Source organism: Flammeovirga sp. AWQ4_249, from assembly GCF_056161045.1.
The window spans coordinates 1-21,306 of the sequence record NZ_JBSWYJ010000064.1; the positions used below are offsets into that span (position 1 = coordinate 1).

Consider the following 21,306-nt stretch of genomic DNA (forward strand, 5'->3'; position numbering starts at 1 on the left):
AGGGTCATGATCATGATCTATTTCTATATTGGATTTTGCTTTATCTAGTAAATCAATACAATCTTGAGATAAATGAATGAAAGTAACTTTTTTATCATATTGTTCATATTTCTCATTGATTTTATTGATAGCTTCAATACCTGATAAATCTGCTACTCTTGATTCTGAGAAATCTACAATTACTTCTTTTGGATCATTTTTGAAGTCAAATTTCTCAAAGAAGTTTGTTGCAGAACCAAAGAATAATGGACCGTAGATTTCATAGTGCTTACGACCAAATTCGTCTGTTTTCTTTCTAGCACGGATACGAACTGCATTTTCCCAAGCAAATGATAAAGCTGACATTACAATACCAACTAATACTGCTACAGCTAAGTCTTCGATTACTGTTACAACAGATACAGTAATTAAAACTACAACATCTACCTTTGGTACTTTATTTAAGATACGTAAACTTGACCATTCGAAAGTACCGATAGATACCATAAACATTACACCTACTAAAGCAGCAATTGGAATTTGCTCAATGATTGATGATAAGAATAATACGAATGCTAATAAAGCAACTGCAGCAATAATACCAGACCAACGTTGACGAGCACCTGATTGGATGTTAATCATCGATTGACCAATCATAGCACAACCACCCATACCACCTGTGAAACCAGAAATGATGTTTGCTAAACCTTGAGCTACAGACTCTCTATTACCACTACCACGAGTTTCGGTGATCTCATCAATTAATGTAAGTGTCAATAGACTTTCAATTAAACCTACACCAGCAACCTTTAAAGAGAAAGGTAAAATGACCATTAATGTATCCATATCAAATGGCACATTAGGAATAATCAATGAAGGAAGACCTCCTTTAATAGAAGCCATATCACCAACTGTAGGTGTTTCGATTCCAAAACCAATAGCAATACCTGAAACTAATAAGATTGCCATTAATGGAGAAGGTACTACTTTTGTTACTTTTGGAAGGAACTGAATTACAAGCATTGCTAACACAACCAATCCTAACATCATATATAAAGGACCTCCTGAAAGGTATTCTCCATCTATTTTAAACTGACTAAATTGTGCTTTAAAGATCACAATTGCTAAACCGTTTACGAAACCTAACATAACTGGATGAGGTACTAAACGAATAAATTTACCCAATTTCAATGCACCAACAATAATTTGGATAACACCACCCAAAATAATTGCGGGGAATAAATAGTCTACTCCTTTATCTGCTATCAAAGGCATCACTACAACGGCAATCGCACCTGTCGCACCAGAGATCATACCTGGACGACCACCTAAAACCGCTGTTACAAATCCCATTATCACTGCAGCATATAAACCAACTAGAGGTGATACACCTGCAATGAATGAAAAGGCAATTGCTTCTGGAACTAGGGCAATCGCAACCGTTAGACCTGATAATATTTCTGTTTTAAAATCAGTTCCTTTAATACTTAACTGAAGATTTTGTTTCATTTTTAACGAATAATGCTCAAGAATATGAGCTGTTGAAAGTTGAGAAGTAACTACCTCAATTAGTTTTGACTTGAGATAGAATGAATTAAATAACAATGTATTCAGTTATAAATCACATTGGAGCAGATCAATTAATACTATTAAAAAAGGGAATAATCGCAAAACTAAACGTTTATACGATTATTCCCTACTATATTTTTAGAATAATATTGAATAGAATTTAAACTAACTATTTAAAATTTCTACCATTTTATTCAATTCTACATCTAACGGCTTCTTTTTATTGATAGCATCATCAAATGAAGTGTAAGCGATTTTATCATCAATCACCCCTGCCATTACATTGTTTTTTCCATCAATTAAGCCTTCCACTGCAGCAATACCCATACGGCTTGCTAAGATTCTATCTAAAGCAGATGGTGAACCACCTCTTTGGATGTGACCTAAATTAGAAACTCTAATATCTAAATTAGGTAATGCTTCTTTTGCTTTTTGAGCAACAAACGTAGCGTTACCAATTTCTTCACCTTCTGCAACTACAATAATGTGAGAAGGTTTTTCATTATGGCCACCTTTCTTAAGGTTTTCTATTACTTCGTCGATTGTATCTGGTATTTCAGGAACTAAGATTTTCTCAGCACCACCGCCAATTCCTGATTGCATAGCGATAAATCCAGCATCTCTACCCATCACTTCTACGAAGAATACACGATCATGAGAAGCTGCAGTATCTCTAATTTTATCTATTGCATCAAGAGCAGTATTTACTGCTGTATCAAATCCAATTGTATAATCAGTACCGAATAAATCATTATCAATAGTACCTGGACAACCTATAGTAGGGATTCCAAAGTTTTCCATTAATAATTTAGCACCTGTGAAAGTACCATTACCTCCAATCGCTACTAAACCATCTATCCCTTCCTTTATACAGTTTTCATAAGCGATTTTTCTCCATTTGATGTCTCTAAATTCATCACATCTTGCTGATTTTAAAATTGTACCACCAAGACCGATAATATCACTTACTGAGTGTGATTGCATTGGTACAAAGTCCGCATCAATCATTCCTCTATATCCTCTTCTAATACCTACTACTTCAATTCCATGATATATTGCTGTTCTCACAACAGCTCTAACACAAGCATTCATTCCGGGAGCATCACCCCCTGATGTAAACACGGCAATCTTTTTCACTTTATTAATTCGTTAATTATTAAAATTTACACACTATTTTTTATCAAAATCATCTTTTATCACATCAATTGCTTTAAAAGACGTCTTTACTCCGCTAATTAATGAAGAACTAAATCCTTGATGTTCCATTTCATTTAGTCCTGCAATTGTACACCCTTTTGGTGTCGTTACTTTATCAATTTCATGTTCAGGATGATTTCCTGTTTCCATCAATAAAGATGCTGCCCCTTTTACTGTTTGGGCTGCAATAAGTTGAGAAACTTGAGCACCAAAACCAATTTCGATACCTCCTTGTGATGCTGCTCTAATAAATCTCATAGCATATGCAATTCCACTTGCTCCTAAAACAGTCGCTGCAGCCATTAAACTTTCGTCAATAATTATTGCTTCCCCTAATTGCGAAAACAATTCAACTAACATTTCTTTTTGCTCTTCCGTTCCATTAACTGTAGAAATACAAGTCATTGATTCTCTAATTGCAATTGCTGTATTTGGCATTGAACGAAAAACAGGTTGTTGACTTCCTAAAACAGACGACATATCATTTAAAGATACACCTGTCACAACAGAAGAAACGACTTGATTTTCTGTAAGAGAATCCTTGATTTGCTCCATTATCTGTTTTATCTGAAATGGTTTAATAGCTAGGATTATTAAATCGGCATCTTTTACGGCTTCAACATTATTGGAAGATACATTTACTCCTTTCTCTGATAGAGATTGAAGTAATTTTGTATTTCTTCTAGTGACCGTCAAATTAGTTGGAGCAATATATTCACTGATGATCAATCCTTCAGCAATTGCTTTACCTAAGTTTCCACCTCCAATAATAGTTATTTTGTTTGGTCTCATAGTTTATCTGTTAGTTAAATCCACTTAATAGAAAGTAGAAATTCAAAAAAATCTTTTCTAAATGAAATTATACAAAAAAGCCATGTATTCGTCCCAATACATGGCTTTTAATATGCGTTTAAAAGTTATTGAGATTTTGTAGCATCTCTCCCGCCGAAAAGAGATTCGACGAAGTCCATTTTTCTGAATGCCTGTAAATGATCAACACCTTCACCCACACCAATATATTTTACTGGAATTTTAAATTCATCTGAAATACCGATTACAACACCACCTTTTGCAGTACCGTCTAGTTTAGTAATTGCTAAACCAGTTACTTCAGTTGCTTTTGTAAATTCTCTAGCTTGATTCACTGCATTTTGACCCGTAGAACCATCTAATACTAAAATTACATCATGTGGAACTCCAGGAGCTACTTTTTGCATTGATCTTTTAATTTTAGACAACTCATTCATCAGGTTTACTTTATTATGTAAACGACCTGCTGTATCTACTATAATAACATCAGCATTTGATTCAACTCCTTTTTTCACAGCTTCAAAAGCTACAGAAGAAGGATCAACATTCATTCCTTTTGCTACTACATCAACACCGGTACGTTCACCCCAAAGTTTAAGTTGATCTACAGCTGCGGCTCTAAATGTATCCGCTGCACCTAAGACCACTTTGTAACCTTTCTCTTTAAACTTAGCAGAAAGTTTACCAATAGTTGTTGTTTTACCAACACCATTCACCCCTACTACCAACATCACATATGGTCCTTCAATTCCTTCTGGAATTGTGTAACCATCTACATCAGCACTTTTATTTTCATCTAAAAGTCCTGCTATTTCTTCGTATAAAATTTGATTAAGTTCAGTTGCATTGACATACTTGTCTTTAGCAACTCTTTCTTCTATACGATCGATAATCTTCAACGTTGTTTCAACACCAACGTCTGAAGTTACCAAAATTTCTTCAAGGTTATCTAACACCTCGTCATCTACCTTAGATTTACCAGCTACTGCTTTGCTAAGCTTATCAAACAAAGTACCACGAGATTTTTCTAAACCTTTATCCAGGTTTTCTTTCTCCTCCTCAGTAATCTCTGATTTTCCAAAAAATTTTTTAAAGAAGCCCATTGTTGCTACTAATTAAATCTAATAATAAATAATCAAGGTAAACCCTTCACTTCAATGCGAAAATAACGCTCAAAAAGTTAGAATCCCAAAAAAGTGATATAGATCTATCCCTCTGAATGTATTTGATTTACAATTACTATCAAAGTCAATAGAAATGTAAAAATTACATCTGTATAAATATAACAAAAAACCCTACAATCTTGTTGCAGGGTTTTTTCGAAAGAAATGTAAAGCTTGAAGCAAGCAAATTACTTTGCTAAGTAATCTTTTACTTGATCTTCCATGATAATCTCTTCTTTGAACGTGTAAGCACCCGTTTTTGGAGATTTCACTGCTTTCACCACTTTAGCGTATTTAACGCCACCTTCTTTCTTAAGTGTTGCTACTACTTTCTTAGCCATAATTACTTAATTTCACGGTGAATTGTGTATTTCTTTAATACCGGATTGAACTTACGTCTCTCTAGACGATCTGGAGTGTTCTTACGGTTTTTTGTAGTGATGTATCTTGAAGTACCTGATTGACCAGATGCTTTGTGCTCAGTGCACTCAAGGATCACTTGTACTCTGTTGCCTTTCTTAGCCATGACTTATTCTTTTTGGTAATTGATACCGAAATTAAACCAAGATTAAACTAGATAGTTTTACCTTCTTTACGTGCTTTTTTCAAGACAGCAGAAATACCGTTCTTGTTGATTGTTCTCAAAGCACTTGAAGAAACTTTTAACGTTACCCAACGATCCTCTTCAGGAATGTAGAAACGTTTTTTGTGCAAGTTAGGGTAGAACTTACGTTTGGTCTTATTGTTTGCGTGAGAAACATTATTACCAACTCTCGTTCTTTTACCTGTAATATCGCAGATTCTTGACATCTTCTTATATTTTAAAATTAACGAGTCCGCAAATACTTAAATAATTTCCTAATCACCAAATAATCAACCACTTAAGTTAATTAAGTTCTAGATCATTAACGAAAATTCCATTACCTAAATACTTAAATAATGAAAAAAACCCACTCAAAAGCATTATCATCAACTAAGTTGATAATTCAGCTTTCAAAAGGGTTTTCATTACTATGAGCCTCATACCGGAGTCGAACCAGTGACCTACTGATTACAAATCAGTTGCTCTACCAGCTGAGCTAATGAGGCAATACCATATTTCGTCTTTAACCCAGCGCCGAATTTGTTTCCAAATTGCCTGACTCCAAGACTTGAGCCTCATACCGGAGTCGAACCAGTGACCTACTGATTACAAATCAGTTGCTCTACCAGCTGAGCTAATGAGGCTTCTCAAATCAGTCCACACGACTTGTGAACGTTTGAAGTAAAATTGAGCCTCATACCGGAGTCGAACCAGTGACCTACTGATTACAAATCAGTTGCTCTACCAGCTGAGCTAATGAGGCTTCAAGATTATATTTTAAATATCTTTACACGTTTGTAAAGAAAAGAGAGCCTCATACCGGAGTCGAACCAGTGACCTACTGATTACAAATCAGTTGCTCTACCAGCTGAGCTAATGAGGCCTTTTGCTTATATCTTAAACACCGTTTCTGATAAAAGCGATGCAAATATAGAAGCAGAAAATTAATTACACAACTTTAAATAGTTTTTTTTTACTTTGCAGCTTAATAATTGACATTTATTTAAAAGTTATATGGGTTTTAAGGCTATAAAAGAGGTTTTCGATAAAAATAAATCTTCTTTTTCTGTAGGTGGAGGATTGAGTATTTTGCCATTATTGACGAGTTCAACGATTGCAACACTTGGATATAAGTACCAAGATCAAATTACAAATTTTACAATTTACGAATGGATTGTCTTCTTTTTTATCTCTAGTATTACAATGGCGTTAGCATTAACACCTACAACATTTATGGCGTTGTTTTCTGGATATTTTCTAGGATGGCAAGCATTATATGGTATGATTCCTTCCTATATGACAGCTGCATTAATTTGTTATATTTTAGTAAAATGGATTGATCAAGGAAAATTTAATAAATCAATCGAAAAATATCCTATAGCTAATGCAATTATAAATACTGTACATGAGTCTCCTTACAAGATTGTTGCATTTACAAAGTTATCACCCATCCTTCCTTTCGCTTTAAGTAATTTATTATTAGCATGGGCCAAGACGCCAATACATGCTTTTTTAATTGGTAGTTTAGTAGGGATGTTACCAAGAACTTTAGTGTCTGTATGGTTTGGTATGTCTATCGAAAATATTCAAGATATCGGTAACAGTAGCTCAAATACGATTACACAAATGGTCATCGGAGGCTTAATTGTTTTATCAATAGTAGGTTTAAGTCAGATTTTCACTAATTCCATCCGTAAGCAATTGGATAAAAATAAAAGCCATTAAAACTCTCGCTTTAATGGCTTAATAATGTTCGTTGCATTCAAATCCTAGTTATTAACTTCCGTATCTTGATTGGAAATTTTCGTAAAGTTTTACGAATTGAGCATCTCCATTAGATAAGTCAATAGCTTGTTCATATGCTGTTGATGCATTTACAATAAATCCTTTTTCTTCATAGAATTTAGCTAAGATCAATTGACCTATAGCTGTATTATTTTGCTTTAGCTTTTGAATTTCCTGTGCTGTTTCATCAGAATCTCCATTCGCATAAACAGTAAAAGCATACAAATCAGATGCTATTTTATTATTTTTTGCATCCTCAACATAATAGAAAAGATATTTCTGATCTTTTAATTTCGGATCATTTAAATCTAACTTGTATTCTGCACCCGTTACATCATCTTCAATTAGTACATGATGTTTTCTATCTTTAATGTAAATTTTAAAAGCTGCATCTTTTTCATCGCTATTTCCCTTTAATGCCCAAGTAAGATTAATTTCTGATTTAATCGCATTTGAGTTTATAGGGATATAGAAAAATATTGGCTTTTTCTTTAAAGAACGAGTAACAGATCCATATTTTGCTTTAGTAGATGCTGTTTCACCAGAACCTGTAAGTTCATCTTTAATGAAATCTACATATTTTGAAACAAGATCACTTTCTTGAGAGCCTAAATCTTTTTCTAAATCGTCAACTTTATAAGTACCACCTTTTTTTAACTCCATAGTACCACCCATAATAGATGCTAAACCTAAGTAAGGAGCACTTCCTGATACTTCTACTGATTGACCCGATAAGAGCATATCTCCTGTCTGAATTTTCTTTCCATCTACTTTTATATCACCTTTGGCTCCTAGAACCATAAACTTTGCCTCTTGCGAGTAGACCGATGTTATTAAAAAGAGACTTAAGATAATGCTGGTTAATAATTTAATCTTCATAGTTTGTATATATTTTATATTCAGAAGTTTCTAAAAATTTTTTTGTAGTTTGTTTTACGTAAAATATAAATTAAAAGTTATTCACAATTTAATGAATTGATTTACTTTTTCCATTTCTTTTTAACTCCGTAAAAAACTCTAAGCAGAATTTCCGCAAATATTTCAATTAAATCTCCCGAAAGTAATATTATCAAGAATAACAATGTGAAATTTGCATGGTAATGGAATGAACCAAATAAAATCGATGATAAAAATAAAATTATGATAGCTTCTATCAATTGGATAGACTTCGTAATTGCATTGTACCAAACAGATAAATTTCTATTTTCAACAATCCACATGAAAATAACTGCATTAAAATAACATAATAAGAAGGCCAATAAATAACTTAACCAATCTGGCATCATATCTATCTCTTTCTCATTCAAAATCATCGAAATAATATTAGCATGAACAACTACTCCATACATATCTGGATAACCTCTACCTACTAAATTACTATTTAAAGGTGTGAAAAATTTATCTTCATCCCAGTGAGGTGAAGTATATCCATCTCCCATGTATCCCATCAATACAATTTTATCTTTTATGAAAGAGAAATCTTTATCTGGGTCATTGAAATCCTCAATGTCTATTTTTAGATATTTATCAAAATTTCCTTTAAAATAAATCGGTTCTGTTTGATTATTTCTAGCTAAAAATTTGGCTGTTTTTTCAGGTGCAAATTTCTCAGCCATTTTGACGGCTAAAGCATATTCTTTCTCTCCATTTTTAAGATCAACATAAACAGGAAACTCCCTCCAGGTTGTAAACTCTTCCTCTGTTAATATACCCGTAAAAACATGAGCGTGATCTGTTTTTGCAACAAATGGAGCATAAGACATTCTCAAAGTATCAAATTTAGAGGTTGTTGGATTCCAATGATCCGGACTTGTAGCCATCACAAAATTATCTCCTACCATTCTTAAAGCTTGAGCTAATAGAAAGTCTCCTGCTGGATCCTTTGGTCTTGGTCCATAAAAAGTAGCATCAATCCCCATTACTTTGGGCTTCGCTGCAGCAAGTTTATTTATTTGCTTCGCAATACCTTTTCGATCAAGATTGCCAATATTAACTATGACTACATCTTTTTCGAAAGATTCATTTTCTTGGAGTTTTGAATAATAAATATCTGTAAGTTCAAAGTTTTCAAACACTTGTTCAAAAACATTCAAGACTTCGATTTGTAGATTTGAAGCTTGCAGAAGACCCATAAATAGGAAAACAAAGATAGTTCCCAATAATGCGTCTCTGTTTAAGAGTCTTATTTTAGTCATGTTTGGATATGTTCTATAGTAGTGAAAGCAAAAAATAAAAAAGGCTTTCCTTCAACAATAACGTGAAGAAAAGCCTTTTTTTTATGTATAGCTACTTTTTTTTAATTCAATTTATAAAGATCCATGCTTCCTGTTGAATATCTTTCAACTAATACTCCATCTTTTAACACCTCTGAAGGTGATTCAAAATGTAAAATATGAACTTCATTTTGAGGTTCTAAAATTTTGAAAGATGTTGAAATAATTAAAATAATTAAGAAAGGAAAGATTTTCATGGTAGGTTCTAAACTTTATCGTGCTGGATTATATTTAGTTTAACTACCTTAAAAATCAATTAGTTACGATATTGTATTTAATAAATTATAATGAGGTTTCAATTTTTTTAGGTCTAGCAATCTCCATACTTACCCAATGCCTATTTTCATGAAGATTCACGCTGTAATATTTTATAGACCAAGTACTGTAACCGTCTATACGGTCTATTCCACACATATAGTCTCTGTATACTTTTACATAACTATCTCCAAGATCTATTATTTTATCATATTTACCATAAATCCCTTTGATTCCTCCGGGTTCATAAATCCCCATTTTTCCACCTTTTTCCCAGATGTACCAATTATTATAAGGAGTTCTCTCTACATTTTCATATTTGAAAGGAATCACTTCTTTTCCTGATGGATCTATAGCTCCCCATAAGCCTCTAGATTTAGCTTTTGCTGCATTTTCTACTAACCCTTCTAAATCTTCATATCTTGGCTGAAGAACAATAATATCTTCTTTATTGATAAATCCCCATTTATGATTTAAAGCAAACGGGGCCAACCCTTCTGAAAAGTCTTTTACATTATCGTATCTACAAGAAAGCCTTAATCGACCTAAATAGTCCATAAAACCATATTTCCCTCCCATTTTTACAATTGAATAGCCTTCCGAAGGGTAATGTGTTGTATCGTATAATGTATAAGCATCTCTAGAGGGTTCTCCTTCAAAATCATCTACTTCTTTGTAAAGCCAAGTACTATCTAGATACATCTCAACTCTTCCCGCCGATAAATAATCCAAATTCAAAGAATCATACAAAGTGGAAAGTGTTTGTTTACCTGTACTTGTCAACAAACCATAATTCCCTCTCTTTTTCATGACTACATACCCTTCATGAAACGATTCCATTGTGGCTGAATCTGTTCGAAACCACTCTATTCCGTCTATGTCAAGTGTTCCCCATTGTTGATTATCTTCATAATAAAATAATCCTTCAGAAATTGTCATCAATCGATCAATAATCGGAGTAATCACCCATTTTTTATCTAAATCAATTACTCCATAATAATCTGATGTCCTTACAACAGCATATGGCCCCACAAAAGATTCAGCATCTTTGTATTGAGGAGCTACCCATTCATTTAAATCTGAGTCTAAATAACCATATAACCTTGCTCTTCTTACTAAGTATTTACCTTGAGAATATTCACCAACCATGTCATATTTATGCATAGTTAAATTCACACCTTTATGATCAAATACATCAGGGTAATTTTCAATATCCAAAGTCCAATAATGTCCTGTCGGCATTCTTTTAAGGTTTGTATACTCTACAGGAATAATAAGTGCACCTAGAGAATCACAAACACCAAATTTATTTCTCTTTTTTACAATAGCTTGACCATCTATAAAATCACCAACTTCATCATAAAAGTCATAAAATTTATTTTGACCATAAACATTAGCAACTCCTACTTTTCCTGATGTATAATACCTCACGAGGTCATCTCCAGCATAAGATAAACTATCACAATGCCATTTTGAATAAAATGCCCCATCAATAGTTCCCAATTCAAGTGTTGGGTAACTTTGAGCTATTATTGATGAATCTGTGAAAGTAATTTCTTTATAAATTGTTGGGTATATTTCCTTTGTGTCTTCATCTAATAAACCATAGCGTCCTTGTTGGTTTAATAGTAATTTATTCTCCTTATAATACCATTTCCAGTCTGTATATTCTTCGTCAGAATAACGATTACCATCATGGTCCACAAAAATCCATTCACCCTTTTGTGTCATTGCAGCAATGAGTTTCTTTCCTGCCCATTTAATACTGATAAACTCCAACCCTAGTATCCAGTCACCTTCTAAATTGACTACTCCTTCTAGATTGTCGTTTGTTGCCACTAAAAAAGGAAGACCTCCCGCTAAAGGTCTAAGTTTTTGAAAAGTTGTAGGGATAACTAATTCTCCGTTTGTATTCAATGCACCATATCTATCATTGTTACTAACAATAGAAGCACCGTTATCAAAATAATTTAAAGTTTGAAAAGAAGGGATCGTAACTTCTTTACCTTTTGTATTAATTACTCCCCATTTATTCTTTATTCTAACACCAATAAAATTACCATAAAATAATGGAGCTAACGTAGTATCAGCGTCATTTGACCAACCCATTCTATCATAATGAGTTTTTGTTATTTTTTTTCCTTTATTATTGATTAAAGAAAATCCTTCAATCTCCCTAACAACAGCTACACCATTTGTACTAAACGAAAATGCTTTAAAATATGTAGCTGGAATAATCCATTTATCATCGCCTACTTTTTTATATCCATACAAGTTGGAACTTTCATCCAAAACAGGTTCCAATTTTTGTGCATGGGACGATAAACTCAACATTACAATAATGATGAGTAGGAAAGGAAATATTTTTGAAATTTTATTCACAAAAAACTATTAAATACCACATATAATGAATACCTCCTTAATTGATTTGTAGGTATTCCCCCAAACTTTATCTTTAATTTCACTAGAAGATAACCATTCTATTGCTTCAATACCTTCTTCTTCTTGAGGAATTAAAACTTGATCTTCTTCAACTACAATCATTTTATACCAAAAGGTATGTTTTAATACATGATTTCCTTTGTATACGTAAGTATGGAATGTTTCAACTAATAAATCTTCTGAAGAAGCCTTAACACCTGTTTCTTCTTCTACTTCTCTAACAGCACACTCTTCTATCGTTTCTCCTGGATCTAAATGTCCTTTTGGTAAATCATATATCCCATTTCGTAGAATCACTAAAAGTTTATCTTTTTGATATACTATTCCACCACCTGCAATTCTTACTTGAAATTTATTGATTAAAGACTTTCTCTCTTTTTCATAATTATGAGTATAAAAAAGATATTTTGGAGCACCAGATATATCTCCATTTTCTGCAGACAAATATCTAGACCAAATTGTCTCTGCTGATGCATTTCCATAAACAATAAAATTGTATTCCTGTGGATGTTTATATAAATGACTTCTTAGTTCAAAATAAACTTTACCTGTATAAAAATGCATATAGATGAATTTTATATGATTAGAAATATTAATCTAGAAAAAAAGAGTTGAACTTTTTACTGCTCAACTCTTTTTTTATTTCATTTAAAAGGAATTATCCTTCAATTTCTTTCTGATATGCATCACTATCTAATAGAGCATCAGCCTCAGAAGGATCAGACATTTTTACTTTAATCATCCAACCTTCACCATAAGGATCTGAGTTTACTAATTCAGGAGCTCCATCGATTGCCTCATTTACTTCAACCACTTCACCATTAACAGGCATGAATAAATCTGAAACAGTTTTCACAGCTTCTACTGATCCAAATACTTCTCCTTCTGCTACTTCTTCGTCCTCAGAAGTAATATCAATATATACAATATCCCCTAACTCACTTTGTGCAAATTCAGTAATACCGATATATGCAAATTCACCTTCTACTCTTAACCATTCGTGGTCTTTTGTATACTTTAATTCTGCTGGGAAATTCATAATTTTAATATATCTATGTGTGATTATAAAATGGTCGTCTCTAAGGACGAATTTTGAATGCTCAAATTAACAACTTAACTCACATATATCCAATAGTAAAATTGGTGTTTCATTTTATTTTTAAATAACAAGGATTTGTTATAATTATTTATTAATCTATTAGCTATTCAATTTGATCTTCTACTCTAAATAAAATAGGAGAAACACTTACTTTATAATTTCCTTTTCCCATTTTTTTCTGCAGAATTATATCTTCTAAAGGAGGTAGGTTTAATTTCTTTTCAATAATTAGATAAGTTTCATCAACTAATGCCTCCAATCGTAATTCAATACTTTTTGTATACAAAGAATCTGTATTTGCTAACTTCAAAATAGCATATGTATCTTCTAATGCTATAGGTGATTTTTTCAGAGCAAACATACTCACATTGTTCTTTGTAGTTATTTCTTTCCATGATTCTTCAAGCGAAATCTGTTTTTCTTGCCCAAAACACGAAAATGTTTGTAATGAAATGCTAAAAAATAGAGTAAGAATAGTAATTGATATTAAATTGCATTCTCGAAATAAATTAGCATTCTTGAAAATGCATAAAAAGATAGATTTGATGACTTTAAAATCAATTGCAATCCTAGGATCTACAGGGTCAATTGGCACACAAGCCTTAGATGTAATAAGAGCCAATTCCTCTTTATTTTCTGTAAGCATTCTAACTGCTGGAAATAATGTCGATCTTCTCATTCAGCAATGTATTGAGTTTCAACCAAAGTATGCCATTATTGGCAATGAAGATAAATTTTCTTCTTTAAAAGAAGGACTTAAAGATACAAATGTAAAAGTTTTAGCGTCGATTGATGGCATTTGTGAAGCATTAATCAATACTCATTCTGATATTGTCCTAACTGCACTTGTCGGTTATGCTGGATTAAAACCAACATTAACCGCAATTGAACAAGGTATTACAATTGCTCTAGCTAATAAAGAAACATTAGTTGTAGCTGGTGAAATTGTTACTCAAATGGCAAAAGATAAAGGTGTATCCATTATCCCTGTCGATTCTGAACATTCGGCTATCTTTCAATGTCTTGTTGGTGAAGAGCAAAATCCAATTGAAAAAGTCATATTAACCGCTTCTGGTGGTCCTTTTAGAGGTAAAAAACGAGATGAACTTTTACAAGTTACGAAAGCTCAGGCTTTAAAACACCCTAATTGGAGTATGGGAGCTAAAATCACTATAGATTCTGCTTCACTAATGAATAAAGGGTTAGAAGTTATTGAAGCGAAATGGTTGTTTGATGTAAATGCTGATCAAATAGATGTCATTGTTCATCCACAATCAATAGTTCACTCATTAGTTCAATTTGAAGATGGAAGTATGAAAGCTCAGATGGGTTTACCAGATATGAAACTTCCTATTCAATATGCTTTAGGATACCCTGAACGATTACCTTCTGATTTTGAACGTTTCAATTTTTTAAATTATCCCACTTTAACATTTGAAGCTCCAGACAAAGAAACATTCGTAAACCTTCAATTAGCCTACAATGCTTTAGAGAAAAAAGGAAATAGTGCTTGTATTCTTAATGCAGCCAATGAAATTGCAGTAGAGCGTTTCTTAAATGATGAAATTAAATTCTTAGATATTGCAGCATTAAATGCATATTGCATGGAAGAATATAACTTTATTACAACACCTACTTATGAAGATTATGTTGAAACTGATCTTCAAGTAAGAGAATTGGCCAAATCTTGGTCTAAATAATTAAAAATTATCATTGACATACAGTTTATTTAATTTCAAATCGAGCTGTATGTATTATATTAAAAGATGGAAGTACTTATTATGACCGCCCAATTGTTACTTGGGTTATCTATATTAATTGGAATTCACGAATTTGGTCATTTTTTCGCGGCTAAAATTTTTAAGATTCGTGTCAATAAATTCTATTTATTTTTTGACTTTTTGTTCCCATTACCAAATCTATTAAAATTCTCTATTTTTAAATTTAAAAAAGGAGATACAGAATATGGATTAGGATGGTTTCCTATGGGTGGATATGTTGATATTGCCGGAATGATTGATGAATCTAAAGGAGTTGATGACCTTGAAAGTGAACCTCAGCCATGGGAATTTAGATCAAAACCTGCTTGGCAAAGATTAATTGTGATGCTGGGAGGAGTTATCATGAATGTCATTACTGGCATTATTATTTTCATTGGTATGACCTATAGCACTGGAAAAATCACTTATCCAATTTCTGAAGTAAATAAAGATGGTATCTATGCCAATAAACTTGGCGAAAGAATAGGACTTCGTACTGGTGATAAAATCATAAATGCAAATGGAAAACCTGTTCAAAACTTTGATGAAATTGTTGACCTTCAATTTTTACTAGCTTCAGACAGTTACTTAACTGTAGATAGAAATGGTACTGATGTTAGAGTAGATATACCAAGAGAAATGGCGGAATATATGAGTGAGGAAGAAAATCAAAAAACATGGTATATTTCTCCAAGAGATCCATTTAAAGTAGACCGAGTAATTAGTGGTACTCCTGCCGAAAAAGCAGGGTTAAAACAAGACGATATTCCAGTTGCTATCAATGATGAAAAAGTACCTTACTTCAATGAATTTAAAAAAGTTCTAGCACAAAACATTGATTCAGACATTCAATTAACCGTTTTAAGAAATAATGAACCTGTAAAACTTGATGTTCATGTTTCTAAAGAAGGTACAATTGGATTTCAAATGAAACCATTAAATATTGAATATAAAAAGTATACTTTATTAGAAGCAATTCCTGTAGGAACTAAGAATGCATTTGGTGTTATTACTGGTCAAGTATTAGCTTTTAATAAAATTTTCAGTGGAGATATTTCAGCTAGAAAATCAGTAAGTAGTCCAATTGGAATTGCCAAAGTTTATGGTGGTAAATGGAATTGGTATTCTTTCTGGTCAATAACAGGTATTCTATCTATGGTATTAGCATTTATGAATATGTTACCAATACCTGCATTAGATGGTGGTCATGTAATGTTTTTAATGTATGAAATGATTACAGGAAAGAAACCTTCTGAAAAGGTGCTTATGGTCGCACAACAATTTGGTATGCTACTACTATTATCAATTATGATTTTTGCTTTTGGTAATGATATACTAAAAAGCTTTGGTTTATAACAATATCATTGATCAATACTAAAGCGAAAAAGGCATTGTAAATACGAAATTTACAATGCCTTTTTTATTTATATTCAAATAATGTTAGTCTCATTTTTGAAATTTTTGCCTCTGTGTCAACTAGATAATGAATAGTTTGTGCAATATCAGGAGAAATATCTAAAAACTCCGCGACCTTTTCAGTTGCTTCCCTTTCTTGTTCAGGAAAACTCATGTCAGCACTTGCCATTTTTACAGCATTATAAAGTAATGTTCTTTTAAAATTAATCGTTACATCCACTTTTAGATTATCAAGAACTTCTCTTAAATCACCATTTTCATAATCATAAGCAATAACCTGTTGAGCAATATGATCTGGAGTCTCTGAAACTTTTACAAACTGTTCTAGATACCATTTTTTCTCATCATCTGATACTTCTCCATCTGCCCCTGCAATTATCATCAATGCATATCCATAATTCAATTGAGTTTCCTCACAAGTTAATTTAATACCAAAAGTATTTCTTTCTAGAACTGAAGCGGGCTTCATATTCATACTTTGCAAACCAATAATAGGATGAGCAGCATCTTCTTCTAGTTCAAATAAAGACTTACGAATCATTCCTAAAGACTTTTCAGTATTCACTAATCCTTCAATGGTTCTTGCAATAAAATAAGGAATTCCTAACAACTCAGCAGCTTTCCAAACCGCCTCTTTTTCTTCTTTGGCATAATCATCATCTGACATAGCCATCATCACTGCATCATATACCAAAGTCCTTTTATAATTCATTGGTACATCAATGTGAAGGTTGCTTAAGAGTTCTTCAAGATTGATATTTAAATAATCAAATCCTTTAATCATTTCCTTCTGTTCATCTGAAGCCCCTATTATATCAAGGAAATCAGTAAAAACCCATTGCAGTTCTTCTTCAGAAATTTCTCCATCAGCTCCTGATATAGCCAATAAAGCTTGGATATATTCCATCCATGAGTTTGTCGAAACACCCTCACAAGATTGTATCATTATTGCTAGAGGAGAAGCTTGAATCACTTCTTCATTAATAGATGGTATGTTAGACATTACAATAGTAGAGTTGTAGTGATAATTGTAGTTATTGTCGTATTGAATTAAGTATGTTTCTCTAAGACCTTCATTAATTCATGTTCTGGAATCACACCTGAATTTCTCCACAGTATTTTTCCTTTATGAAATAAAATCAATGTAGGTATACTTCTTACTTGGTAACGAAGCATTGCTTTTTGATTTTTATCTGAATTAATTTTAAGGATCTTAATTCGATCACCTAATTTAGATTTTACAGATTTAATAGTTGGTGCAATCATATGACAAGGTTGACACCAGTCTGCATAAAAATCAACAAGAACAGGTACTTCTGAATTCCTGATTAAGTTAGTAAATTTTGACATAATATTATTGGTTAATTATTTAAAACTTAACAAAGGTAGTCATCATATATAAATCTTCATATGATAATTTGTTAATATGTATTTTGATAGAAAAGCTTCTACCACATCTTGTGCGATAGAAGCTAATCAAATCATTTTAAAGAAATTTCTTCATCATGATGATCAAAAAACTTGTATTCAGATAATCCAAGAGAAGAATCTGCGTAGATTTTGATCCATTTGAAATGTTTAAAGAACCATTTCATTCTAAGTGAAGGGAATCCAGAAGTAAAATAAGCATAAAGGTAAGGATGAACTCCTAGCTTAAATTTCGCATCGTTTTGCTTCTCTAACAAGTACATCACTTCTGACTCTATTTGATCAGCAATAGCGATAGATGCTGTTATCTTACCTGTGCCATTACAAGTTGGACACTTCTCCTTAGTTACAATACTTAATTCAGGTCTCACACGCTGCCTTGTGATCTGCATTAAGCCAAATTTACTCAATGGTAATACAGTATGTTTAGAGCGATCTGCTTTCATCTCTTGTTTAATATGCTGATACAACTTCTGTTTGTGTTCAGCTTTCTTCATATCAATGAAGTCAACAACGATGATGCCTCCCATATCACGTAAACGTAATTGTCTGGCGATTTCTGTAGCAGCCTCTAGATTAACGTTGAATGCAGTAGCTTCTTGATTGTTCTCTGCATTCGACTTATTACCACTGTTTACATCAATTACATGTAGTGCTTCAGTATGTTCGATGACTAAATAACCACCGCTTCCTAAGCTAACAGTCTGACCAAAGAGGGTTTTTAATTGCTTTTCGATACCTTGATGTTCAAAAAGCTTTGTTTTGCCTGAATAATGTTTAACTATTCCTGCTTTGTCTGGTGCGATTTGTAAAATGAACCTTCTAATTTCATCGTACACTTCTTTATCATCTACAGTGATACTATCGAATGATTCATTCAATATATCCCTTAACATAGAAGTTGCACGGTTCATTTCACCGATTACTTTTTCTTTAGGTGTGGCAACTTTTAATTTGCCTACTCCTTCACCCCATTTAGCAACTAAATCTCTTAAATCTTTATCTAATTCAGAGACATCTTTATTCTCTGCAACAGTTCTAATAATAACTCCGAAATTCTCTGGGCGTATAGAGTTCACTAGCTTAAGAAGTCTTCTTCTCTCACCAGCGTCAGTAATTTTCTTTGAAATGTTTACAGTATTGCTAAAAGGAACTAAAACCAGGTATCTACCTGCTAAAGAAAGTTCACAAGATAATCTTGGTCCTTTTGTTGAAATCGGTTCTTTAACCACTTGTACTAAAATCTTTTGATTTTGTTTTAGCACATCATTGATTTTGCCGAGTTTATCAATTTCAGGTTCCAAACGAAACTGCTTTAGGTTTTCACTCACATGTTTGTGGTGTTTACCTTGTGCAAGCTTGATATATTTCAATAGAGATCGGACTTTAGGTCCCAAATCCAAATAATGAAGAAAAGCATCTTTATCATATCCGATATCAATGAAGGCAGCATTTAAACCGGGCACTACTTTTCTTACAACACCTAAATAGATGTCCCCTACTTGAAATTTTGTTTCGTCATTATCATAGTGAAGTTCCACCAGACTTTTATCTCGCATAAGGGCAATTCTACTGCCCTCAGGAGTTGAATTAATAACTAGTTCATTACTCAACTCAATAAAAGTTTAAGGTTAACAATAAATCTATGAAAATGTATAGTAACGTTTTACTATACTAAAATAATTCTTTTTCTAAGATAATGAAAAACCTTGTCCTAGATTCACTAGAGCAAGGTTATTAGTAAGTGCGACTAGAACATTACTTTTTCTTGTGTCTGTTCTTTCTAAGTCTTTTCTTTCTCTTGTGAGTCGCGATCTTATGTCTTTTTCTTTTCTTACCGCAAGGCATATTCTTACAGGTTAAGTGTTTTAAATCTTTTCTTTATAATTCATTCAAAGGATAATATTATCCCTAGAACGAATGCGCAATTTAGAACAAAAAAAGGAGAAAGTCGAATTTAAATTCAAAATTCCTCCATTTATTTACATTAATTCACCCAATCAGCGAGATATTGCTGTGCCGTAGCACGAATTTCCTCAGAATCAGCGTTTTTATTAATATATTTTAGTTCATCGATTGCTTTGTCTTCACTACCTGTTTCTTTCAATGAAATAGCCAAATAGAATCTAGCTTCCATATCATCAGGATATAATTTTTTTAATTTCAGGAAACGATTAATTGCTTTATCGTATTGTCCAGATTGAATAGATAATAAACCTAAGTTGAATAAAGCTAATTGATGGTTTGGATCTTCAGCAATAACTTCTCTGATTATACCAATACCTTGCATTGGTGCAGCAGAAGTCATGTATGTCATTCCAAGTTTTACTTTTGCATCTAAATCTTTCGAATCTTTATCAACAAGTGCTTGATATTGTTTTTGTGCCTTTAATGCCATTTGAGCTGATCGCTCTTGAGACATCGCAAATGTATAAGCATCATAATATGCATCAGCAGCTGCTCTTAAATCTTTGGTATTTTCTGAAGCTCCATACAAAGCCAACTTCCAATCTCCTGCTAATTCAAATTTATTCATTCTTAGCAAAAGGTCATATGCTTCATTAGCTACTTTTTCTTTTTCTTCAATGCTAGATGCATTCTCAAAATTAGATTTAAACTGATCTAAAGTTGCTTGTGTATCTGCTGGTAGTGTAGAAGAATGCGCCATACTATTATCAGTTGAATTATTACTACTATGGTCATGACCATCATCAGCTGAATGTTGTTCCGTTGATGCTTCAGCTACATTACTACTATTGTCAGTTATTACAGCTTTTGGAAGTAAGGCAAGAATTATGATAAGAACGATACCTCCTCCAAGTAATATATATTGTTTAGTTCCCATAAAAATAAGGTGTTAAAAAAAAGTCCGCATCTTCATTTCAAAGATGCGGACAATTTATGCAATTCTTTGTAACTAAGTACTAGTTTTCGTTGATCAAACGTACTTTGTCACTACCTTTAATTTTTTCAACAAACTCTTTAGATGGTTTGAAGCTTGGAATGAAGTGCTCAGGAATTGGAATAATCTCACCTCTTGAGATATCTCTACCTTTTTTGCTTGCACGCTTTTTGTTTACAAAGCTACCAAAACGACGGATATAGATATTGTTACCTTCAGCCATTTTGTCCTTCACTACATTAAAGAAGTCTTCTAAAACTTGTCCTACTACTTCTTTATCTACTTCAACCATAGTTGCTGCGTTTGAAGTTTGTGCTTCTTGACGTTTCTCAATTTTTCTGAGAATTTCTGTGATTACTTCTGCTTTAGTCACTTTAGTGAAATTTTATATTTATAAGATTCGTCTCTGCATTGCAGCCAAAAAATAACTCGCTGAAATACAGAAGACTGTTAGCCTAACTAGTAGCTACAAATGTAATAATCAGAACGTTAAAAAAATAGTAAAATCTCACTATAAAATACTGATTAACAAATTATTACATAATTTAGCCATAAAAAAAAGGTTAGTCAACATCTTGTGTTAACTAACCTTCTATATTTAATGAATGTGGCGCCGACTTACTCTCCCGGGGGTTAACCCAGTAC

22 protein-coding genes and 4 tRNA genes are annotated in these 21,306 nt (G+C 32.7%); 3 read left to right on the top strand and 23 right to left on the bottom strand.

Annotated features, from left to right (window positions below; genetic code table 11):
- From ACXAHM_RS24635 to ACXAHM_RS24685, 11 genes are all read right to left on the bottom strand, one after another.
- The coding region (locus ACXAHM_RS24635) for a SulP family inorganic anion transporter (RefSeq protein WP_474966399.1) at positions 1–1,488 on the bottom strand (1,488 nt) is incomplete at its 3' end.
- Between the two features lie 225 nt (positions 1,489–1,713).
- Positions 1,714–2,685, bottom strand: coding sequence for a 6-phosphofructokinase (gene pfkA / locus ACXAHM_RS24640; RefSeq protein WP_474966401.1), 972 nt, complete (start codon positions 2,683–2,685; stop codon positions 1,714–1,716).
- Positions 2,686–2,718: 33 nt separating this feature from the next.
- A complete protein-coding gene (gene proC / locus ACXAHM_RS24645) occupies positions 2,719–3,537 on the bottom strand; it encodes a pyrroline-5-carboxylate reductase (RefSeq protein WP_474966403.1) in 819 nt (272 codons plus the stop codon).
- A gap of 125 nt (positions 3,538–3,662) precedes the next feature.
- Entirely contained in the window at positions 3,663–4,658 is a 996-nt protein-coding gene (ftsY, locus tag ACXAHM_RS24650) for a signal recognition particle-docking protein FtsY (protein ID WP_474966405.1), read from the bottom strand.
- Between the two features lie 248 nt (positions 4,659–4,906).
- Positions 4,907–5,059, bottom strand: a complete 153-nt coding sequence (locus ACXAHM_RS24655) for a DUF4295 domain-containing protein (protein WP_084005937.1) — start codon at positions 5,057–5,059, stop codon at positions 4,907–4,909.
- Positions 5,060–5,061: 2 nt separating this feature from the next.
- Positions 5,062–5,244 (bottom strand): 50S ribosomal protein L33, encoded by a 183-nt coding sequence (gene rpmG / locus ACXAHM_RS24660; protein ID WP_169659830.1) that lies wholly within the window; start codon positions 5,242–5,244, stop codon positions 5,062–5,064.
- Positions 5,245–5,291: 47 nt separating this feature from the next.
- On the bottom strand, positions 5,292–5,528 hold the full coding sequence (rpmB, locus tag ACXAHM_RS24665; RefSeq protein WP_044212427.1) for a 50S ribosomal protein L28: 237 nt from the start codon (positions 5,526–5,528) through the stop codon (positions 5,292–5,294).
- Between the two features lie 206 nt (positions 5,529–5,734).
- Positions 5,735–5,807: transfer RNA gene (locus tag ACXAHM_RS24670), tRNA-Thr, on the bottom strand.
- 65 nt (positions 5,808–5,872) lie between these two features.
- Positions 5,873–5,945 (bottom strand) — tRNA-Thr (locus tag ACXAHM_RS24675).
- Between the two features lie 46 nt (positions 5,946–5,991).
- Positions 5,992–6,064 (bottom strand) — tRNA-Thr (locus ACXAHM_RS24680).
- A gap of 47 nt (positions 6,065–6,111) precedes the next feature.
- Positions 6,112–6,184 (bottom strand) — tRNA-Thr (locus tag ACXAHM_RS24685).
- 131 nt (positions 6,185–6,315) lie between these two features.
- Between ACXAHM_RS24685 and ACXAHM_RS24690 the strand changes: the two genes are divergently transcribed.
- Positions 6,316–7,026: a TVP38/TMEM64 family protein gene (locus ACXAHM_RS24690; RefSeq protein WP_474966409.1), complete on the top strand. Its 711-nt coding sequence runs from the start codon at positions 6,316–6,318 to the stop codon at positions 7,024–7,026.
- A gap of 51 nt (positions 7,027–7,077) precedes the next feature.
- Here ACXAHM_RS24690 and ACXAHM_RS24695 read toward each other — a convergent pair whose 3' ends face one another.
- The 7 genes from ACXAHM_RS24695 to ACXAHM_RS24725 all read right to left on the bottom strand — a co-directional run bounded on the left by ACXAHM_RS24695 (position 7,078) and on the right by ACXAHM_RS24725 (position 13,516).
- Positions 7,078–7,965 carry a hypothetical protein gene (locus ACXAHM_RS24695; RefSeq protein WP_474966411.1) on the bottom strand — a complete coding sequence of 296 codons (888 nt, stop codon included), beginning with the start codon at positions 7,963–7,965 and terminating at the stop codon, positions 7,078–7,080.
- A gap of 101 nt (positions 7,966–8,066) precedes the next feature.
- Positions 8,067–9,281, bottom strand: a complete 1,215-nt coding sequence (locus tag ACXAHM_RS24700) for a CHASE2 domain-containing protein (RefSeq protein ID WP_474966413.1) — start codon at positions 9,279–9,281, stop codon at positions 8,067–8,069.
- Between the two features lie 101 nt (positions 9,282–9,382).
- On the bottom strand, positions 9,383–9,556 hold the full coding sequence (locus ACXAHM_RS24705) for a hypothetical protein (protein ID WP_474966416.1): 174 nt from the start codon (positions 9,554–9,556) through the stop codon (positions 9,383–9,385).
- Positions 9,557–9,641: 85 nt separating this feature from the next.
- The gene (locus ACXAHM_RS24710; RefSeq protein WP_474966420.1) at positions 9,642–11,996 is read right to left on the bottom strand and encodes a WG repeat-containing protein; all 2,355 of its coding nucleotides are present in this window, start codon (positions 11,994–11,996) and stop codon (positions 9,642–9,644) included.
- Between the two features lie 9 nt (positions 11,997–12,005).
- Positions 12,006–12,620, bottom strand: coding sequence for an NUDIX hydrolase (locus ACXAHM_RS24715; protein ID WP_474966424.1), 615 nt, complete (start codon positions 12,618–12,620; stop codon positions 12,006–12,008).
- Positions 12,621–12,714: 94 nt separating this feature from the next.
- A complete protein-coding gene (gcvH, locus tag ACXAHM_RS24720) occupies positions 12,715–13,095 on the bottom strand; it encodes a glycine cleavage system protein GcvH (RefSeq protein ID WP_474966426.1) in 381 nt (126 codons plus the stop codon).
- 163 nt (positions 13,096–13,258) lie between these two features.
- The gene (locus tag ACXAHM_RS24725; RefSeq protein WP_474966428.1) at positions 13,259–13,516 is read right to left on the bottom strand and encodes a hypothetical protein; all 258 of its coding nucleotides are present in this window, start codon (positions 13,514–13,516) and stop codon (positions 13,259–13,261) included.
- Between the two features lie 163 nt (positions 13,517–13,679).
- On the opposite strand from ACXAHM_RS24725, the gene ACXAHM_RS24730 reads away from it, so the two are divergent.
- Together ACXAHM_RS24730 and rseP are read left to right on the top strand one after the other, a co-directional pair.
- Positions 13,680–14,855 (top strand): 1-deoxy-D-xylulose-5-phosphate reductoisomerase, encoded by a 1,176-nt coding sequence (locus tag ACXAHM_RS24730; RefSeq protein ID WP_474966430.1) that lies wholly within the window; start codon positions 13,680–13,682, stop codon positions 14,853–14,855.
- A 66-nt stretch (positions 14,856–14,921) separates the two neighbouring features.
- Entirely contained in the window at positions 14,922–16,271 is a 1,350-nt protein-coding gene (rseP, locus tag ACXAHM_RS24735) for an RIP metalloprotease RseP (protein ID WP_474966432.1), read from the top strand.
- A 64-nt stretch (positions 16,272–16,335) separates the two neighbouring features.
- Here rseP and ACXAHM_RS24740 read toward each other — a convergent pair whose 3' ends face one another.
- From ACXAHM_RS24740 to ACXAHM_RS24760, 5 genes are all read right to left on the bottom strand, one after another.
- On the bottom strand, positions 16,336–17,334 hold the full coding sequence (locus ACXAHM_RS24740) for a TerB family tellurite resistance protein (RefSeq protein ID WP_474966434.1): 999 nt from the start codon (positions 17,332–17,334) through the stop codon (positions 16,336–16,338).
- 47 nt (positions 17,335–17,381) lie between these two features.
- Positions 17,382–17,681 (bottom strand): thioredoxin, encoded by a 300-nt coding sequence (trxA, locus tag ACXAHM_RS24745; protein WP_474966436.1) that lies wholly within the window; start codon positions 17,679–17,681, stop codon positions 17,382–17,384.
- Positions 17,682–17,812: 131 nt separating this feature from the next.
- Positions 17,813–19,372, bottom strand: coding sequence for an Rne/Rng family ribonuclease (locus ACXAHM_RS24750; protein WP_474966439.1), 1,560 nt, complete (start codon positions 19,370–19,372; stop codon positions 17,813–17,815).
- Positions 19,373–19,746: 374 nt separating this feature from the next.
- Entirely contained in the window at positions 19,747–20,604 is an 858-nt protein-coding gene (locus ACXAHM_RS24755; RefSeq protein WP_474966441.1) for a tetratricopeptide repeat protein, read from the bottom strand.
- A 79-nt stretch (positions 20,605–20,683) separates the two neighbouring features.
- The gene (locus ACXAHM_RS24760) at positions 20,684–21,034 is read right to left on the bottom strand and encodes an HU family DNA-binding protein (RefSeq protein WP_240050295.1); all 351 of its coding nucleotides are present in this window, start codon (positions 21,032–21,034) and stop codon (positions 20,684–20,686) included.
- Positions 21,035–21,306 lie beyond the last annotated feature (272 nt).

Excerpts from the sequence above, each read along its gene's own strand:
- proC (WP_474966403.1), bottom strand. The coding sequence starts at position 3,537 with ATGAGACCAAACAAAATAACTATTATTGGAGGTGGAAACTTAGGTAAA.
- ftsY (WP_474966405.1), bottom strand. The coding sequence starts at position 4,658 with ATGGGCTTCTTTAAAAAATTTTTTGGAAAATCAGAGATTACTGAGGAG.
- ACXAHM_RS24655 (WP_084005937.1), bottom strand. The coding sequence starts at position 5,059 with ATGGCTAAGAAAGTAGTAGCAACACTTAAGAAAGAAGGTGGCGTTAAA.
- rpmG (WP_169659830.1), bottom strand. The coding sequence starts at position 5,244 with ATGGCTAAGAAAGGCAACAGAGTACAAGTGATCCTTGAGTGCACTGAG.
- rpmB (WP_044212427.1), bottom strand. The coding sequence starts at position 5,528 with ATGTCAAGAATCTGCGATATTACAGGTAAAAGAACGAGAGTTGGTAAT.
- ACXAHM_RS24690 (WP_474966409.1), top strand. The coding sequence starts at position 6,316 with ATGGGTTTTAAGGCTATAAAAGAGGTTTTCGATAAAAATAAATCTTCT.
- ACXAHM_RS24695 (WP_474966411.1), bottom strand. The coding sequence starts at position 7,965 with ATGAAGATTAAATTATTAACCAGCATTATCTTAAGTCTCTTTTTAATA.
- ACXAHM_RS24700 (WP_474966413.1), bottom strand. The coding sequence starts at position 9,281 with ATGACTAAAATAAGACTCTTAAACAGAGACGCATTATTGGGAACTATC.
- ACXAHM_RS24705 (WP_474966416.1), bottom strand. The coding sequence starts at position 9,556 with ATGAAAATCTTTCCTTTCTTAATTATTTTAATTATTTCAACATCTTTC.
- ACXAHM_RS24715 (WP_474966424.1), bottom strand. The coding sequence starts at position 12,620 with ATGCATTTTTATACAGGTAAAGTTTATTTTGAACTAAGAAGTCATTTA.
- gcvH (WP_474966426.1), bottom strand. The coding sequence starts at position 13,095 with ATGAATTTCCCAGCAGAATTAAAGTATACAAAAGACCACGAATGGTTA.
- ACXAHM_RS24725 (WP_474966428.1), bottom strand. The coding sequence starts at position 13,516 with ATGTTTGCTCTGAAAAAATCACCTATAGCATTAGAAGATACATATGCT.
- ACXAHM_RS24730 (WP_474966430.1), top strand. The coding sequence starts at position 13,680 with ATGCATAAAAAGATAGATTTGATGACTTTAAAATCAATTGCAATCCTA.
- rseP (WP_474966432.1), top strand. The coding sequence starts at position 14,922 with ATGGAAGTACTTATTATGACCGCCCAATTGTTACTTGGGTTATCTATA.
- ACXAHM_RS24740 (WP_474966434.1), bottom strand. The coding sequence starts at position 17,334 with ATGTCTAACATACCATCTATTAATGAAGAAGTGATTCAAGCTTCTCCT.
- trxA (WP_474966436.1), bottom strand. The coding sequence starts at position 17,681 with ATGTCAAAATTTACTAACTTAATCAGGAATTCAGAAGTACCTGTTCTT.
- ACXAHM_RS24755 (WP_474966441.1), bottom strand. The coding sequence starts at position 20,604 with ATGGGAACTAAACAATATATATTACTTGGAGGAGGTATCGTTCTTATC.